Origin of the sequence: Thermanaeromonas sp., assembly GCF_021890735.1 — a bacterium.
Lineage (GTDB): Bacteria > Bacillota > DSM-521 > Neomoorellales > Neomoorellaceae > Thermanaeromonas.
This window is the reverse complement of sequence record NZ_JAKKUR010000035.1, coordinates 1-15,417: the sequence shown is the minus strand read 5'-3', so window position 1 is coordinate 15,417 and position 15,417 is coordinate 1. Positions and strand designations below refer to the sequence as shown.

Annotated in this window: 13 protein-coding genes; 4 read left to right on the top strand and 9 right to left on the bottom strand. The window is 49.0% G+C overall.

The window, feature by feature from the left end; all coding sequences use genetic code 11:
- Positions 1–32: 32 nt before the first annotated feature.
- Both L5656_RS07145 and L5656_RS07140 read left to right on the top strand, forming a co-directional pair.
- Positions 33–1,508 carry a hypothetical protein gene (locus L5656_RS07145; RefSeq protein WP_297201107.1) on the top strand — a complete coding sequence of 492 codons (1,476 nt, stop codon included), beginning with the start codon at positions 33–35 and terminating at the stop codon, positions 1,506–1,508.
- A 679-nt stretch (positions 1,509–2,187) separates the two neighbouring features.
- The gene (locus tag L5656_RS07140; protein ID WP_297201106.1) at positions 2,188–2,481 is read left to right on the top strand and encodes a hypothetical protein; all 294 of its coding nucleotides are present in this window, start codon (positions 2,188–2,190) and stop codon (positions 2,479–2,481) included.
- On the opposite strand, the gene L5656_RS07135 is transcribed toward L5656_RS07140, so the two are convergent.
- From L5656_RS07135 to mtnP, 7 genes are all read right to left on the bottom strand, one after another.
- On the bottom strand, positions 2,465–4,402 hold the full coding sequence (locus L5656_RS07135) for a heavy metal translocating P-type ATPase (protein WP_297201103.1): 1,938 nt from the start codon (positions 4,400–4,402) through the stop codon (positions 2,465–2,467). The two genes, L5656_RS07140 and L5656_RS07135, sit on opposite strands and share 17 nt — an antisense overlap.
- A gap of 68 nt (positions 4,403–4,470) precedes the next feature.
- Positions 4,471–4,821: an ArsR/SmtB family transcription factor gene (locus L5656_RS07130; protein ID WP_297201099.1), complete on the bottom strand. Its 351-nt coding sequence runs from the start codon at positions 4,819–4,821 to the stop codon at positions 4,471–4,473.
- Between the two features lie 152 nt (positions 4,822–4,973).
- A complete protein-coding gene (gene pgmB / locus L5656_RS07125) occupies positions 4,974–5,621 on the bottom strand; it encodes a beta-phosphoglucomutase (RefSeq protein ID WP_297201096.1) in 648 nt (215 codons plus the stop codon).
- A 14-nt stretch (positions 5,622–5,635) separates the two neighbouring features.
- A complete protein-coding gene (locus tag L5656_RS07120; RefSeq protein ID WP_297201093.1) occupies positions 5,636–7,996 on the bottom strand; it encodes a glycoside hydrolase family 65 protein in 2,361 nt (786 codons plus the stop codon).
- Positions 7,997–8,022: 26 nt separating this feature from the next.
- Positions 8,023–9,189: a phosphopentomutase gene (locus tag L5656_RS07115; RefSeq protein ID WP_297201090.1), complete on the bottom strand. Its 1,167-nt coding sequence runs from the start codon at positions 9,187–9,189 to the stop codon at positions 8,023–8,025.
- A gap of 39 nt (positions 9,190–9,228) precedes the next feature.
- Entirely contained in the window at positions 9,229–10,482 is a 1,254-nt protein-coding gene (locus tag L5656_RS07110; protein WP_297201087.1) for an adenosylhomocysteinase, read from the bottom strand.
- Between the two features lie 22 nt (positions 10,483–10,504).
- On the bottom strand, positions 10,505–11,308 hold the full coding sequence (mtnP, locus tag L5656_RS07105; protein ID WP_297201084.1) for an S-methyl-5'-thioadenosine phosphorylase: 804 nt from the start codon (positions 11,306–11,308) through the stop codon (positions 10,505–10,507).
- Between the two features lie 157 nt (positions 11,309–11,465).
- On the opposite strand from mtnP, the gene galT reads away from it, so the two are divergent.
- Positions 11,466–12,509 carry a galactose-1-phosphate uridylyltransferase gene (galT, locus tag L5656_RS07100; RefSeq protein ID WP_297201081.1) on the top strand — a complete coding sequence of 348 codons (1,044 nt, stop codon included), beginning with the start codon at positions 11,466–11,468 and terminating at the stop codon, positions 12,507–12,509.
- Positions 12,493–13,944, top strand: a complete 1,452-nt coding sequence (gene glgA / locus L5656_RS07095; RefSeq protein ID WP_297201079.1) for a glycogen synthase GlgA — start codon at positions 12,493–12,495, stop codon at positions 13,942–13,944. The genes galT and glgA overlap by 17 nt, the downstream gene beginning before the upstream one ends.
- 195 nt (positions 13,945–14,139) lie before the next feature.
- On the opposite strand, the gene L5656_RS07090 is transcribed toward glgA, so the two are convergent.
- Positions 14,140–14,526: a carbohydrate-binding protein gene (locus L5656_RS07090; protein WP_297201076.1), complete on the bottom strand. Its 387-nt coding sequence runs from the start codon at positions 14,524–14,526 to the stop codon at positions 14,140–14,142.
- A 111-nt stretch (positions 14,527–14,637) separates the two neighbouring features.
- On the bottom strand, positions 14,638–15,417 hold a 780-nt coding region (locus L5656_RS07085), incomplete at its 5' end, for a lipoate--protein ligase family protein (protein WP_297201073.1).

The window sequence follows — 15,417 nt, the reverse complement described above, 5'->3', positions numbered from 1 at the left end:
GTTCCGCAAAAAAGTAAGGGAGGCCATGGCGGATGCGGCAAAAGGTGAATAAGCCCGCTGACATGATAACCGTGCCCGGCAGGATATACCCCGATAAAAACACACAAGAAAAGATAATTTCTTTCATGCGCCGCTTCCAAGCGGCCAAGCGCACCGCTTACCAGGCCCTAAGGCGGGGAAGAGAACCCAAAGAAATCGTCAAAGACCTCTACAGTAAATTCTTCCCCAACGCCCGCTGGTGCCAGTGGGCTGTCGAGGACGCCAGGGCCACCATTGAGAGCCAAAAGGAACAGGTCAGGATGCACGTATCGGACCTGGAGGCCAAGATAGAAAAGTCTGAAGAAAAGCTGGAACGCACCAAGAATAAACTCCACCGGCAGGGCTTGACTTTCCGTATTGCCAAGCTCCGGGGTAAGCTGGCCTACTGGAAAGGCTTCCTGGAAAGGAATGAAGTCCCGCCAGCGGTATTCGGGGGTAAAAGGAACCTGCTCCTGCTCCAAGAAGGAAAACTGTCTAAAGAGGAGTGGCGGGAATTACGGTCAAACTCCTTTTACTCCGTAGGCCAGGCCAACCAGAAGGGGCTGGAAGGCCAGTACGGCAACGCCAACACGGAAGTGGTCTTCGACGAGGTTACCGGCTCCTTCCGCCTCAACGTCTACATACCGCCGGAGCCAGGGAACAAAGACGGCCGTGAGAGGAAAGAAGAAGATTGGGTCACGGTGCCCCTGGAAATACCTGTTCGTTACCGGAGCATACTCTGGCAACACCTTTTGAGAGCCGGTGCCTATACGGTAAGGGTAGTCCGCAAGAACGGAAGGTTTGATTGCTTTATTTCCTTTCCCTTAGGCGACGACGCACCTGTAAACAAAGACTTGCGCATGGGAGGGATAGACTTAAATCCCGATGTGGTGGCCGTAACCGTGGTCTTGCCGGACGGCAATTTCCATATCTCACGCTGTTTCTGGTGTCCTGAACTGGTCTACGTTTCCCATGAAAAACGGGAATGGATAGCTGGGAACCTGGCAAAGGACGTAGCCGACTGGCTGGAATCGCTGGGTATAAGGCAGGCAGCCCTGGAAGAGCTGTCCTTCGCCCAGGACCACGACACCAACCACCTCTTCAATCGCATCACTCATAACTTCTGCAAGAAGCTCCTTTTCAACCGGATTGTAGTGGCTCTAAGGAAGAAGGGTATTGCCGTCTTTACCGTACCCGCTAAGTTCACCTCGCTTATAGGATATTTCAAATACTCCCGGGTTTACGGTCTTTCCGCCCACCAAGCCGCCGCCTTTGTAATTGCCAGGAGGGCTTTGGGCTTTACCGAGAAGGTCCCCAAAGAGATCTTGAGGATGCTGTCGCCAAAGGAAGGATGGCAGCATTTCAAGCTTTGGGGCAGGCTCTTCGGACTGTTCAAGGCGGCGAAGATACGGGCGATAAGAGAAGACCGCCTAATCCTTTGGTGGAACCCTGAGGACTGGCTGTCTTTCATGTTCGGCAACTCATCGTGAATATTGTGCTTTAAGCCCGCCGTTCTTCCCTGCCGGGCTTCCCGGGAGTCCGGCAACACCCTGTGGTGGGGGCCAAGGGACGGCGGGTAGGTGGGGTGACTCCCCTACCCAGCATGTGCCCGAGGGCGGGAGCCCGAGGGACGGAAAACGCCGGGAAGATGTCCGGTAGCCGGAGGCCTGAAGCCGGGGGAATGTGGGCCTCCCCTGTTTAACAGGGGTGCCGGACAACCAGACGGTGATGGAGGTAGCCGTCGGCTCCAACGGCATAGTGCTCGTTGGAGTCTATACAATGAGTACCTAACAAAGCTATAGATTGTTTAGCTTTGTATAGGGAAAATTGACCTCCTGCACAATGTAGAAAACTTACGTTGGGCTACGCTGCAAAATCTGGAGCACGCTTTTCGTCTTTTTGAAGCTAGATTGAACGAGCGTCTCCAAAGTACCATTTCGGCAACTCACGGAGCAATTCAATCGGCTCGGGCCAAGCGGCAGGAACAAGCAGAGAATTTATCCCAGGAGATGGCGGCCCTCCAATCCAGCATTAAGAAGCTTCAAGAAATAGTTGCTTGTACTTAGCTTTAGGTCGAAAAAAGTTTAGCTTACACGAAGCGGGGTCGGCTGCTTGACCGGCTCACTGACCGGTGATTATACTGAAGATAAGTGAAAGGGAGTGCCACCTATGACTGAAGAAGCAAAAAAGGAAGAGTTGCATAGGGTTAGCCCCTGGGATGTGCTGATCTGGAAGCTAGATTCCTTTGAAAAATATGTCCAACGTGAAATTAGCGACCTGCGCCGAGAAATGGGAGACCTGCGCCGGGAAATGGGGGATCTGCGCCAGGAAATTGCCGAACTCCGGCGCGAAGTACGTGAAGAACTGAAAGGGACGCGCCAGAGCTATGCTGTACTAGAATGGACGGCAATATTGGGTTTTGTGGCCATTATTGTTACTATTTTTGCTACCAGGTTCCTGTAAGCATCTTTGTTTTCTTCGGCTCACGGGCTGTAGGGAGGTTAAAAGCCCTGGTAGCGTTAAGAATAGCTACCAGCGCTACACCTACGTCGGCAAAAACCGCCTCCCAGATGGTAGCTACGCCCATGGTGCCTAAAACGAAAAAGAGGGCTTTGATACTTAAAGCGAGGATTATATTTTGTTTTACTATACGAATTGTCCCGCGGGCAATGGTAACTGCGGTGACTAGTTTGTAAGGAGTATCTTCCATTAATACTACGTCCGCAGCCTGAAGGGCAGCATCACTCCCCAGCCCTCCCATAGCCACTCCTACATCCGACCTCATTATAACCGGGGCATCATTAAGCCCATCGCCTACGAAAGCTACCTTCTGGTTATGTCGATTAGGCAAGGCAGCTTGTATCTCTTCCACCTTCTTTACTTTCCCTTCTGGAAGGAGTTCAGCAAAGTAAGCATCTAAACCGAGCTTCTGCGCTACCAGGCGGGCCTCATATTCCTGGTCACCAGTCAAAAGGATTGTTTTTTGTATCCCCAGTTCCTTAAGCTTTAATATGGCTTCTTTAGCATCAGGTCTTATTTCATCTGAAATGATTATATAACCGGCATAGATCCCATCCAGGACTACGTGAACGCCGGTGCCTTCTTCTATGTTACATATTTCGTGCGGTATACCTTCCTTATGCAGTAAGCGATCGTTTCCGACCAAGACTCTCTTCCCTTCTACCACGGCGCTGATGCCCAGGCCGGGGATCTCCTGAAAATCTTTAATTTCTTTCAAAGGGATTTCTTTCCCGTAGGAAGCCCGGATGGAATGGGCGATGGGGTGGGTAGAGTAGACTTCCGCTGAAGCGGCCGCCGCCAAAACTTCTTCCTCCCTAAAACCATTGTATGGGACTACCTTCGTTACCCGGAAGACCCCTCGTGTCAAAGTGCCGGTTTTATCAAAGGCTACTGTGTGCAAGTGCGCCAAGGCCTCTAAAAAGCTTGCCCCTTTCACCAGGATACCCCGGCGGGACGCTCCGCCCAGCCCGCAGGCGTAACTTAAAGGCACAGACACCACTAGAGCGCACGGGCAGGAAATTACCAGCAGCACCAGGGCCCGGTAAACCCATTCTTTTAGGCTAGCTTCGGGCAAGATAAGAGGGGGTAAAAAAGCCACTATTAAAGCCCCAAAAACCACCACCGGAGTATAATAACGGGAAAAAGTGGTGATAATCTGCTCGGTAGGTGCTTTGTTCTCTGCAGCCTTTTGTACAAGCTCTAAAATGCGCGCTATAGAAGATTGTTCAAAGGGCTTAGTGACTTTTATTATAAGGAACCCTTGACCGTTTATCATTCCGGCCAAGATCTGATCGCCTTTTTTTATCTTACGGGGCACGGGCTCTCCCGTTAAGGGTGAAGTATCTACAAAAGAAATCCCTTCTACCACTTCACCATCTAAAGGCACCTTTTCACCCGGCTTTACTACGATAAGTTGGCCCACTTCTACTTCTTCCGGCCGTACCTTCTTTATTTCACCGTCTAACTTCAGGTTGGCATAATCCGGCCGGAGATCTAAAAGGGCGGCAATGGAGCGGCGTGAGCGATTAACGGCCCGCTCCTTAAAATACTCACCTATGGCGTAGAAGGTCATAACCGCCGCTGCTTCGGGTAGCTGGCGGATGGCGAGGGCCCCCAAGGTAGAGACGGTCATCAGGAAATTTTCATCCAAGACCCGTCCGCGAAAAAGATTTTTAAAAGCGCTCTTTAACACCTTCCAACCGGAGAGAAAGTAAGCGGACAGCAAAACCAAGTATTCGGCTACGGAATAAGGAGTACGTTTTAAGGGTTCATTAAAAATAATGCCTATCGCCAACAATATCCCGGAAATCACAATAAAGGCGTTGCTAAGTCCCTTTCCATTAGGACACGTACAACAATCCAACCGCTAAACCTCCTTCTTACTTCCCCTCTCTTTACCGCCATCTTCTTAGACAAAAAATCCTCTTTAAGTTATCTTCCTTCTGCAAAGTGAGCTTGGGCCTCACGAATCAAGTTTAGGATATGTTCATCATCTAAGGAGTAATAAACCATTTTGCCTTCCCGGCGGTACTTTACCAGCCTTAAGGCTTTCATGATCCTCAAGTGATGGGAAACAGCCGGTAAGCTCAACTCCAAAATAGAGGCCAAATCGCAAACACATAGTTCCCGATGGGCCAGCAGATACAAGATTTTAGTCCTGGTTTCATCACCCAGGACCTTGAATATCTCCGATAAACCCGCTACCTCCAACAATTTCTTTTTAAGCTCTTCAGTCTCACCCGAGGGGCAAAAGCTATCACATAGATCACGGTTAGATTCCATATAAGGGGATACCTCCCAATATCTATAAGAATTAAGCAATTGTTTAATCAAATTATATGCATATACCTTCCCACTTGTCAATAAACATAAAGGTATCTCAGAAAGGCACCTCAATTTACCAGACCTTCCTCAAGAAGCAGTGTACCTCGCCGTTATAAAAATAATTTAAGGATCTGCTCTGTAGGGGTCAAATCCTTTACCACCAGGTCAGCATCTTTTAATCTCTTTTCGTCTCCCACACCAACGGCGAACATTCCCGCAGCTTTCAAGGCGGCGATACCTGCTACAGAATCTTCGAAGCCTACGCACTCCCGGGGCTTAACGCCAATATTCCGGGCCGCCACTAAAAATATCTCAGGGTCCGGTTTACCCTTCTTAATCTGTCCGGCATCCACAATGTAGTCGAACCATTCTACTAACCCTAAGTTCTTCAAAACGGCCGGGGCATTTTTGCTGGCCGAGGCTACTGCTAGCTTAACGCCTAAGTCCTTAAGGTTGGATATCAAATCAGCTACGCCGGGCAATAAATCTTTGGGAGTTATGCGCCTTATCATTTCTACATAATATTCATTCTTTTTATTGGCATAATATTCCTTTTCCCGGCGGCTAAAATACCTGCCGTTTTCTTGCAGGATAATCTCTAAGGATTCTAACCTTCCGATCCCCTTTAACCTTTCGTTTATTTTTTCGTCGAAATAAAGCCCCAATTCATCGGCCAGCCTCTTCCAGGCCAGATAATGATATTTAGCCGTATCAGCTATGACTCCATCAAGATCAAATATGGCCCCGCAGTAACGCATAAATGCACCTTCCCTCAAGCTCCCTTGCACAAAAACGTTTTAGCCCTGCGCCTGGAAGGTATTCTTCTAGATACGGTAGCTCCCGGGTTGAGTAAAACTTCTTTTCCGAAGTGGCATATCTTTAAAGCTTCACCTTGCACTAGGGTGTAATGAGCACGATTTTTTTCTACTGTTACCTTTATTTTCCTTCCACGATATTTTATAGAAAAAGACAGTCTTTTCCATTGATTTGGTATACTGGGATAAAAATGTAATCCTTCAGGATAAACCCTCATTCCACCAAAACCGTAAACGGCCGCACCCCAGGCCCCTCCCATGCTGGCCGCATGGATGCCGTCCTTTGTGTTGCCGTGGTAATCATCCAAATCCATCCGGGCAGCGTGCAAAAAATATTTATAGGCCTTTTCTTCGTAGCCTATCTCCCAGGCTAGGATACTAAATATGGGCGGGGAAAGGGAGGAATCATGAGTGGTTATAGGTTCATAGTAATCATAATTTCGCTTTACGTCTTCCAGGGTAAATTTCTCCCGAAGTAAAAACAAAAGCAGGAGCACATCGGGCTGCTTGCAAATCTGGTAGCGGTAAATATTAAGATAATGCCAGTGTAGCAAAAGGGGGAAGTGTTCACGCGGTATTTGATCCGCCGGTAACCTCTTTTTGAAAAGAAAGCTATCATCCTGCGGTATTATTTTAAGCTTCCGCGAGTAAGGTAAATACACGTGGGCCGCAGCCCTGCGCCACTCCTTAATTTCTTTTTCTGCTAACTTTATCTTTCCTGCTACCCTGGCATAGTCTGCCGGTCGCTCCCTCTTCATCTTTTCGGCTACTTCTACAGCGTATTCTAAATTCATCTTAGCCATATAGTTGGTGTAGGCGTTGTTATCCACTAAGGCTTTATATTCATCGGGTCCGGTGACGCAATGGAAACAAAATTTATTGCCCCTGCCCGGAATATAGGCCCCGAGATCAACCCAAAATCTGGCTGTCTCAAAGACCATCTCGGCGCCGTAATTCCACAGGAATTCCACGTCTCCCGTCACTTCTACATAGCGCTTTAAAGCATAGATAATATCCGCGTTTATATGGTACTGGGCGGTACCAGCCGGGAAATAAGCTGAGCATTCAAGGCCGCTGATGGTCCTCCAAGGATAAAGCGCTCCTTTATGCCTTAGCTCCCTGGCCCTGCTTCTTGCGGCATCAAGTAAACTATAGCGGTGTAGCAAAAGCGCTTTTGCTACCTCCGGCCAGGTGAAAAGGAAAAAGGGTAAGACGTATATATCAGAATCCCAGAAATAGTGGCCTCCGTAGCCTTCACCTGTCAAACCTTTAGCAGCTATATTGGTCTTGCCGTCCCTGCCTGTAGACTGCAAAAGAGAGAAAAGGCAAAACCTTATCCCTTGTTGGGCCGCCGGGTCCCCTTCGATCTTTATATCGGCATCTTCCCAGAAACCAGCAAGAAATTCTTCTTGCTCTTTTTCTAATATTTGGAATCCATCTTTCTTAGCCCTTCTCACTTCTTCCAAGGCCAAGTCTACCAAACTGTTTTCTTCATAATCCCTAGAGGTAAAGTAAGAAATATATTTAAAAAGGGTATAGGAAGCTCCTCTAGAAGCCCTGAGTTCGAACCTTACCTCCACCGTATCCTTACCTGCATAGCCTAAAACTTTAGCCTTATTAGCTGGCACCAGAGAATGTTCCACGGCACATACCAAAGAGAGCCCGCTTCTCAAAGTCTTCTGCCTAATCCAGGCTAACGTGCCTTCTACTTTGTTTTCCACAGTAATTAAACTGCGACCCTTAAGGCCGGCTCCCACCCTCATATCTTTGCTTCTTGTTAAATTGGAAACCTGGCCGTCGATACGAGAGGTAAACTTAAGCTCTCCTTCGAAGTTTAAAGGCTTTACAGTAATTGCTAGCGCCGCCAGCCGGGGCCGGGGAAAGGATACTATTCTTTTAATTTCGACCTCGACCTTCTTACCCGAAGCCGATTCCCAGACCACTTTGCGCCGGAGTATGCCCTTGTTTAAGTCTAAAACGCGCTCGTAAAAGTGTATCTTCCCTTTTAGAAGGTCAAATTCTTCCCCATCAATGTCGAGTTTTACGGTTTTTGCCTCGGCCACATTTAACATAGCTTGCCCTTTACGGGCGAATCCATACCCATCTTCCGGATACTCAATATCATACTCTTCATAAAAGCCGTTGAGATAGGTGGCGTTAAAGGTGGTCCCCGGCGGACCGCTGTACCCTTCTTCCAAATTCCCCCTCATACCTATATATCCATTTCCCGTGGCAAAAATGGTCTCGTCCCTATAGTTAGTCTCTATATCAAATTCCGTCTCCCGTATCTGCCACTCTTCAATAGGATAAATTTTCATCCTTCCCCCTCCGGTCTCTTTTCCTTTCAGAGCAAAGCTTCAGCAAAGCTAGTGCCTTCAAGGTGGTAAGGTACGTGCAAAAGTTCAGCTACAGTAGCTGCCAGATCGGCCATGGTAGGACGAAGCCCGATATCTACCGGCCGCACAGGCTGGCCGTAGGCCAGGACAGGTACATATTCTCGGGAATGGTCCGTGCTGGGGGTAGTGGGGTCACAACCGTGGTCTGCAGTGATAAAAAGCACATCCCGGGGACCTAAGTTCTCCAGTAACTCTGGAAGGCGCCGGTCAAAGGCTTCTAAGGCAGAAGCATACCCCTTCACGTCGTTGCGGTGCCCGTAAAGCATGTCGAAGTCTACTAAATTAGTAAATATCAGGCCCCGCTCGCTTTCACGTAAAAATTTACAAGTTTTATCTACTCCATCCATGTTGTCATGGGTATGACTCCACCGGGATATACCTCGACCGGCAAAAATATCCTTTATTTTTCCCACAGCTAATACCTGTAATCCGGCCTGGCTTAAAATATCTAGCAAAGTAGGACGAGGAGGTTCCAGGGAAAAATCCTGGCGCCGGTCGGTGCGGATGAAATGGCCGGGTTCCCCCACAAAAGGCCGGGCGATAACCCTTCCCACCGCGTGCTCCCCTTTAAGAAGCTCGCGGGCTATCCGGCAGTACCGATATAGCTCTTCTACCGGGATAATCTCCTCATGGGCGGCAATTTGAAATACGCTATCGGCCGAAGTATAAACAATAGGGTACCCTGTGCGCATATGTTCTTCGCCCAGTTCATGGATGATCTCTGTACCTGATGCCGGTTTGTTACCCAATACTTTACGGCCTATAGCTTTTTCAAAGGATTTGATGATCTCCGGCGGGAAGCCATTGGGATATAAAGGAAAGGGCCTTTCTAAAATGAGGCCGGCCAGCTCCCAGTGTCCGGTAGTAGTATCCTTACCCGGTGCTTGAGACCCCATCTTCCCGTAAGCGGCAATGGGTTCGGTGGCTGGCGGGATACCCCGTAAAGGTATAATATTCCCCAACCCCATCTGAGCCATATTAGGTAGGTGTAAATCCACCTCTTTGGCTATATTTCCCAAAGTGTTGCTGCCCTCATCCCCGTATTGAGGTGCATCGGGTAGCTCACCTACTCCCACGCTATCTAAAACTAATACCACTACACGGTCTATTACCATAGCCTTTATCCCCCATTTCCTAATGGGTAAGGAAGGAAATTAATCGTGACGCCAGCTAGAAAGATAATCTTCCTGTTCGGGTGTGAGGGTATCTATTTCTACTCCCACAGATTTAAGCCAAAGGAGGGCGACCCGGTTATCTATTTCTTCAGGTACAGGCAAAACTTTAGAAGGAAGATTTCTCCCTTCCTTGGCTAAATATTCCATGCACAGGGCCTGAAGGCTAAAGGAAAGATCCATAATTTCTACCGGGTGACCGTCCGCTGCTGCGATATTCACCAGCCTGCCCTCGGCTAAAAGATACAGCCTACGGCCATCCTTAAGCTCAAATTCTTCTACATTCCGGCGTACCAGCCGGCGGCTACGGGAGGCCGCCTCTAAATCCTTCTTGTTTATTTCCACGTCAAAATGGCCGGCATTGGCCAGAATGGCTCCATCTTTCATCAATGCATAATGTTCCCCGTGGATAACATTAATACACCCGGTGGTAGTAATGAATATATCGCCGACCTTGGCTGCCTCGGCCATGGGCATAACCTCAAAGCCGTCCATAAGGGCTTCCATAGCCTTGATGGGATCTACTTCTACCACAACCACCCGCGCTCCCAATCCTCTCCCCCGCAGGGCCACTCCCCGCCCGCACCAGCCATAGCCGGCTACTACTACTGTTTTCCCGCAAACAGCCAGATTAGTAGTACGTATAATCCCGTCCCAGGTCGACTGGCCCGTACCATAACGGTTATCAAAGAGGTGTTTAGAGCGGGCATTATTAACGGCCAGCATGGGAAAGGCCAAAACCCCATCCCTCTCCATGGCTTTAAGCCTAAGGATACCTGTGGTAGTCTCCTCTGCCCCACCTAAAACTTCCTCTAAAGCGTCCCGGCGTTCAGTATGTAAGAGGTGCACTAAATCTCCCCCATCATCTATGATAAGCTGGGGCCTAGTGTCAAGAACCTTATGTAAAAACAAGCTGTATTCCTCAAGGGTACATCCGTGCCAAGCAAAGACGCTAATCCCCAGGTCGGCTAAAGCGGCACAGACATCATCCTGGGTGGAAAGGGGGTTAGAGCCGCACAGGGCCACTTCTGCTCCTCCAGATTTTAGCACTTCAGCTAAGTAGGCGGTTTTGGCCTCAACATGTAAGCACATGCCTATCCGGAGGCCTTGAAAAGGCTTAACCTGCTCGAAGGACTGGCGGACCTGGTTTAACACCGGCATATGGTGGCGAACCCACTCCAGTTTTTGTTTGCCATCTTTGGCTAAATCAGGGTTACGGATTAAAGAAGCGGCCATATTCGATACTCCTTTCGGCTTTTTATGCATCTTTTTTCCCGGCTGTCCCTATGTCTAGCCTTCCTGGAGTGTGAGAGCACCGGCATCCTCGCTCTAAGGGAATGCGGGGGATGGCCTGGAATATAAGCTCTCTGAGGTTCCTGCCGTTTCTGTCCATGACCTCTAATACTTCCTCATGAGTCAAGGGAGCATCCGAGATACCCGCTGCCATATTGGTAACCATGGCGATGGTGCTATAACAAAGCCCGGCTTCATGGGCCAGAATAACCTCGGGAACGGCGGTCATACCTACCACATCGCCCCCCAGCTGCCTTATCATCCGGATCTCAGCCGGGGTTTCAAAGCGGGGACCCTCGGTACAGGCGTAAACGCCTCCATCGTGGGCTTTAATCCCTAAATCTTTTGCTGTCTTTAAAAGTATCCCCCGTAGCTCGGGACAGTAAGGCTGGGTAAAATCGGTATGCACAACCCCTGTTTCGCCGCCTTCAAAAAAGGTATAGACTCTGGTTTTAGTAAAATCCAGGAAATCATGAACTATAACAAATTCCCCCGGTTTATAATCAGGATTGGTAGAGCCTACTGCTGCCGTAGCTATAACCCGCTCCACCCCTAAAACCTTTAAGGCCCAAATATTAGCCCGGTAGTTAACCCTATGCGGGGGTAAGGAATGCCCTTCTCCGTGGCGGTTCATAAACACCACTTCTTCTCCTTTATAAAGGCCGACCTTCACCGTAATTTCCCCATAAGGCGTCTCCACCCTTTGTTCCCGCATCTCCAGCATACCCGGGTCATAAACGCCGGTCCCACCGATGATGGCGATGCGCAATTTCCTTTTCCCCTTTCTCTAAAAATCTTTTCGTCAAGATATTAACCTTCCCCACCTCAATAGTAAAGGGGGCCAGGGATAATCCGTGTATAAACTGATAGCTTAAGACGAAACCTAGAAAAAGGCTTTACTCTTTTTAAGGAGGGCTTACTCCTCTATGCCCGAGTTCCGCCAAGATCCCGTCACACAAAACTGGGTGATCATCGCAACCGAAAGGGCTAAACGTCCTTCCGACTATGCCTCTACTGATAATAAAGGACGAGAAACAAAAGCGACCGTAAAAGATACTTGCCCCTTTTGCCCGGGTAATGAAAAGCAAACTCCACCGGAAGTATTCGCCCTGCGCTCTCCTGATACAAAGGCCGACTCCCCCGGTTGGCAGGTGCGCGTAGTGCCCAATAAGTTTGCTGCCCTTCTCCCGGAAGAAAACGGAGAAGAACAAAAAACGGAGTTATACCGTTGTCTACCCGGAAAGGGAGTACATGAAGTTATAATCGAAATACCCGAGCACGAAGCAAGCTTCCCTGATTATCCTCCGCAACAGGCCGTTAAGGTACTACAAGCCTGGCGGCAGCGCTACCTCCAACATTCCCAAAAGGGTCTAAAATACATCCAGATTTTCAAAAACCAAGGCCAAATAGCTGGAGCTTCCCTAGAACACCCCCACAGCCAGCTCCTTGCCACCCCCTTTATACCCCCGGCTGTAAGCCAAGAGTTTAACCGGGTACAAGAATACCTGGAAAAGGAAGAAAGCTGCCTTTTTTGTGATCTCCTAGAAGAAGAGATGCAAAAGGGAGCCCGGGTGGTGGCTTTCAACAAGAAGTTTTTAGCCTTCTGCCCCTATGCTTCCCGCTTCCCCTTTGAAACCTGGATCTTCCCCCGGCAGCACCAATCTCACTTTGGGGAAATAGAAGATGAAAATTTAGAAGATCTGGCTGCCATAATGCAAGATGTCCTGGGACGGCTTCAAAGGGCCCTGCAAGATCCCCCTTTTAACTTAATTTTGCGCAGCGCTCCTGTAAACGGTGAAACCCAGGAGATAAATGGGTATCATTGGCACTTTCAACTCCTCCCTCGTTTAACTATAGTAGCCGGGTTCGAATACGGAACCGGCATCTATATCAACCCAACGCCTCCAGAGCTGGCTGCCCAATTTTTAACACAGGCTAATAAGGAGGACGAAAATGACGGAGAAACTTAAAATATTATTCGTTTCTTCGGAGGTTGCGCCCTTGGCTAAAACTGGCGGCCTAGCCGACGTAGCCGGTAGCTTGCCCAAGGCCCTGGCCAGGCGGGGAATGGATGTGCGCGTGGCCCTTCCTCGCTACCGCCATATCACCAACATCGATTATCTAACCGATCTGCCCGTGGAAATGGACGGAAGTTTAGAGACGGCTATCATCCGCCATACAACCCTCCCAGGCGAACCCCCTGTGCCAGTATACCTCGTAGATAACTACAAGTATTTCTATCGCGAAGGGATGTACGGTTATGCGGACGACGATGCCCGCTTTAATTTCTTCTGTAAGGCCATCCTGGCCCTTTTACCCTGGATAGATTTTAAGCCCGACATCATCCATTGTAACGACTGGCAGACAGCACCCATCCCCCTTTTTCTAAAAGTAAAGCACGAAAATAATCCTTTTTACCGCTATACAGCTACTATCTTTACCATCCACAACCTGCAATACCAAGGCCATTTCCCTAAAGAGACGTTAAAACTGATGGCTTTAGGAGATGAGTTCTTTACTCCCGAACTCCTGGAGTTTTATGGAAAAGTAAACTTTATGAAAGCCGGTCTCCTTTATGCTGATCTTTTAAACACGGTAAGCCCTAAATATGCTCTGGAGATCCAGACACCCGAATTGGGGGAGGGTCTGGACGGTGTGTTACGTAAAAGGGCTGCGGACTTACGGGGGATATTAAACGGCATCGATTATGAGGAATTTAATCCTGCCACAGATCCCCGCCTGGCCGTAAACTACGACATCCATAACCTGGAGGGTAAAAAAGAAAATAAAAAAGCCCTTCAGCGGGAATTACAACTTCCCGTGCAAGAGGTACCTGTGCTGGCCGTAATCTCCCGGCTGGTAAGCCAAAAAGGGCTGGACCTTCTTGCTGCTATCCTGGATATCCTTTTACAACAGGATGTACAATTAGTTCTTTTAGGTAAAGGTGATGATTATTTCCAGCAGCTCTTCTCCCAATATAAAGTAAAATACCGCCATAAGATGGCTGTAAAAATAGGGTTCGATCCGGACCTTGCCCAACGGATATACGCCGGAGCCGATATCTTCCTTATGCCCTCGCGCTTTGAACCCTGTGGTCTAGCGCAAATGATAAGCCTACGTTACGGGACAGTACCGGTGGTGCGGGCTACCGGTGGCCTGGAAGATACCATTCTGGATTTCCACCAGTATCCTGAGAAGGCCAACGGATTCATTTTTCATGAGTATTCCCCCCAGGCCTTTCTCCAGGCCATAAACCGGGCCTTAAAAGTTTATTATACCCAACCCCATGAGTGGAGAAAAATTATGGAGCGGGGTATGCAGGCCGATTTTTCTTGGGGAGTTTCTGCCGCCCACTATGAAGAAATGTACCGAGAGGCCCTTTCTAAACGCAAAAGTAGTAGATAACCGCAGGCGGTATCTTCCTGCGAAAAGTGGCACGGATACTTAAAAATAAAACACTTAAAAGGGATAGGCCAAGAACCTATCCCTTTTTAGTGTTTCTTTAGAGTTTTATCCAGGTGGACCGGGTGGGCCTTAAGAACCTGGAGGGCTTTTTAGTGTTGTATTTTTAGGGTTTTACCCTTCTTAAGAGTTTAGGCTTTACACTTTCCAGTCGCCTTTATGGATTATGAAACTCCAGTTAAGGCCGTTATTGTTATCCCAGTTGTTGGCGCTGTCTTTGAAGCAGAAGTTCAAGCGGTCGTAATCCTCAGAAACCCGGATATTTTTTACCCAGCCATAGCCGGTGCGCTCCATGGGGTGATCATAAATTTCTTGCCAGTTATTGGGATCGCCGTAACCTGTGCGCATCCAAATCTGGTCGGCCCCGCATTGGGCTAGGAGCCCGTAATACATTATAGTAACCTCACTACCCGCAGTTACAGGTACCGGATCCACCACTACACCTCCAGGATATTCTGCAGCCCGCATCTGTTCCAGCCTGGTGCGGTCTTCATCTACAAAACGGCTTCGGCCTCTGTCACCCATCTTTAAATTAAAAGCACCTCCCTTGGGAATAAACTAAACTTCCGGAACATAGATTTCCCCAGGGGGAGGTGTCGCTATACGCGGCTTTACCCTTCGAAAAGGGCTACTTTTTTACCGCCTGGCGTTCCACCCAGGGCTTGAGTACTTTACCCGGAGTTCTTCCACCAGTTTTTCTTCCCCTGGAGTTAATTTTCCGGGGAGCAAGCGCAAATCGTAAAGCTCTTCAAAGCTGCGTACAATGGCTTCCTTGATCTCCTCTTTAGAGACAGGGCGGCCTAAAACTTCTTCCAGCCCGCAAGCCCGGCGGGTAAACTTTTCTTGTAACTTATAACGCTCCTCGGGAGAAGGAAATTTTAACACTTCAAATAAGCCTTCTACATTTTGCCTTAAAACAAGGGAGCCGTGCTGGAGCACCACTCCCCCTTTCCTGGTCTGGGCGCTCCCGATGAGTTTCCTGCCTTCAACTGTAATTTCATACCAAGAAGGAGCATCAAAGCAAGCTGCCGAAGTATGCTGGCTTAAAACCTTTTCCCGGCCGGAGGCGATCTCTACTTTAAGCCCCAACAGTTCTAAACCACTAGCTAGCGCCCGGGCCACCCTAAGGTAGGAGGGTAAAACTCCCCCGGCCATCAAGCGGTGGTCCTCCTTGACTACTATACTATACGTAATTTCCTTATCATGTAAGACTGCGCGGCCACCGGTTAGGCGCCGGACGAGACCGAAGCCCTTGGCTTTTAGGGCTGTAACATCTACTTCCTTTTCTAGGGATTGGGCATAACCTAAAGAAAGGGCCGGGGGATCCCAGGTATAGAAGCGTAATGTAGGAGGGACCCGGCCGGCCTGGTGCTCCAAAAGGATAGCTTCGTCTACGGCCATATTGGTAGCCGCATC

Excerpts from the sequence above, each read along its gene's own strand:
- L5656_RS07120 (WP_297201093.1), bottom strand. The coding sequence starts at position 7,996 with ATGAAAATTTATCCTATTGAAGAGTGGCAGATACGGGAGACGGAATTT.
- galT (WP_297201081.1), top strand. The coding sequence starts at position 11,466 with ATGCCCGAGTTCCGCCAAGATCCCGTCACACAAAACTGGGTGATCATC.
- L5656_RS07090 (WP_297201076.1), bottom strand. The coding sequence starts at position 14,526 with ATGGGTGACAGAGGCCGAAGCCGTTTTGTAGATGAAGACCGCACCAGG.
- L5656_RS07130 (WP_297201099.1), bottom strand. The coding sequence starts at position 4,821 with ATGGAATCTAACCGTGATCTATGTGATAGCTTTTGCCCCTCGGGTGAG.
- L5656_RS07145 (WP_297201107.1), top strand. The coding sequence starts at position 33 with ATGCGGCAAAAGGTGAATAAGCCCGCTGACATGATAACCGTGCCCGGC.
- glgA (WP_297201079.1), top strand. The coding sequence starts at position 12,493 with ATGACGGAGAAACTTAAAATATTATTCGTTTCTTCGGAGGTTGCGCCC.
- L5656_RS07140 (WP_297201106.1), top strand. The coding sequence starts at position 2,188 with ATGACTGAAGAAGCAAAAAAGGAAGAGTTGCATAGGGTTAGCCCCTGG.
- L5656_RS07115 (WP_297201090.1), bottom strand. The coding sequence starts at position 9,189 with ATGGTAATAGACCGTGTAGTGGTATTAGTTTTAGATAGCGTGGGAGTA.
- pgmB (WP_297201096.1), bottom strand. The coding sequence starts at position 5,621 with ATGCGTTACTGCGGGGCCATATTTGATCTTGATGGAGTCATAGCTGAT.
- L5656_RS07110 (WP_297201087.1), bottom strand. The coding sequence starts at position 10,482 with ATGGCCGCTTCTTTAATCCGTAACCCTGATTTAGCCAAAGATGGCAAA.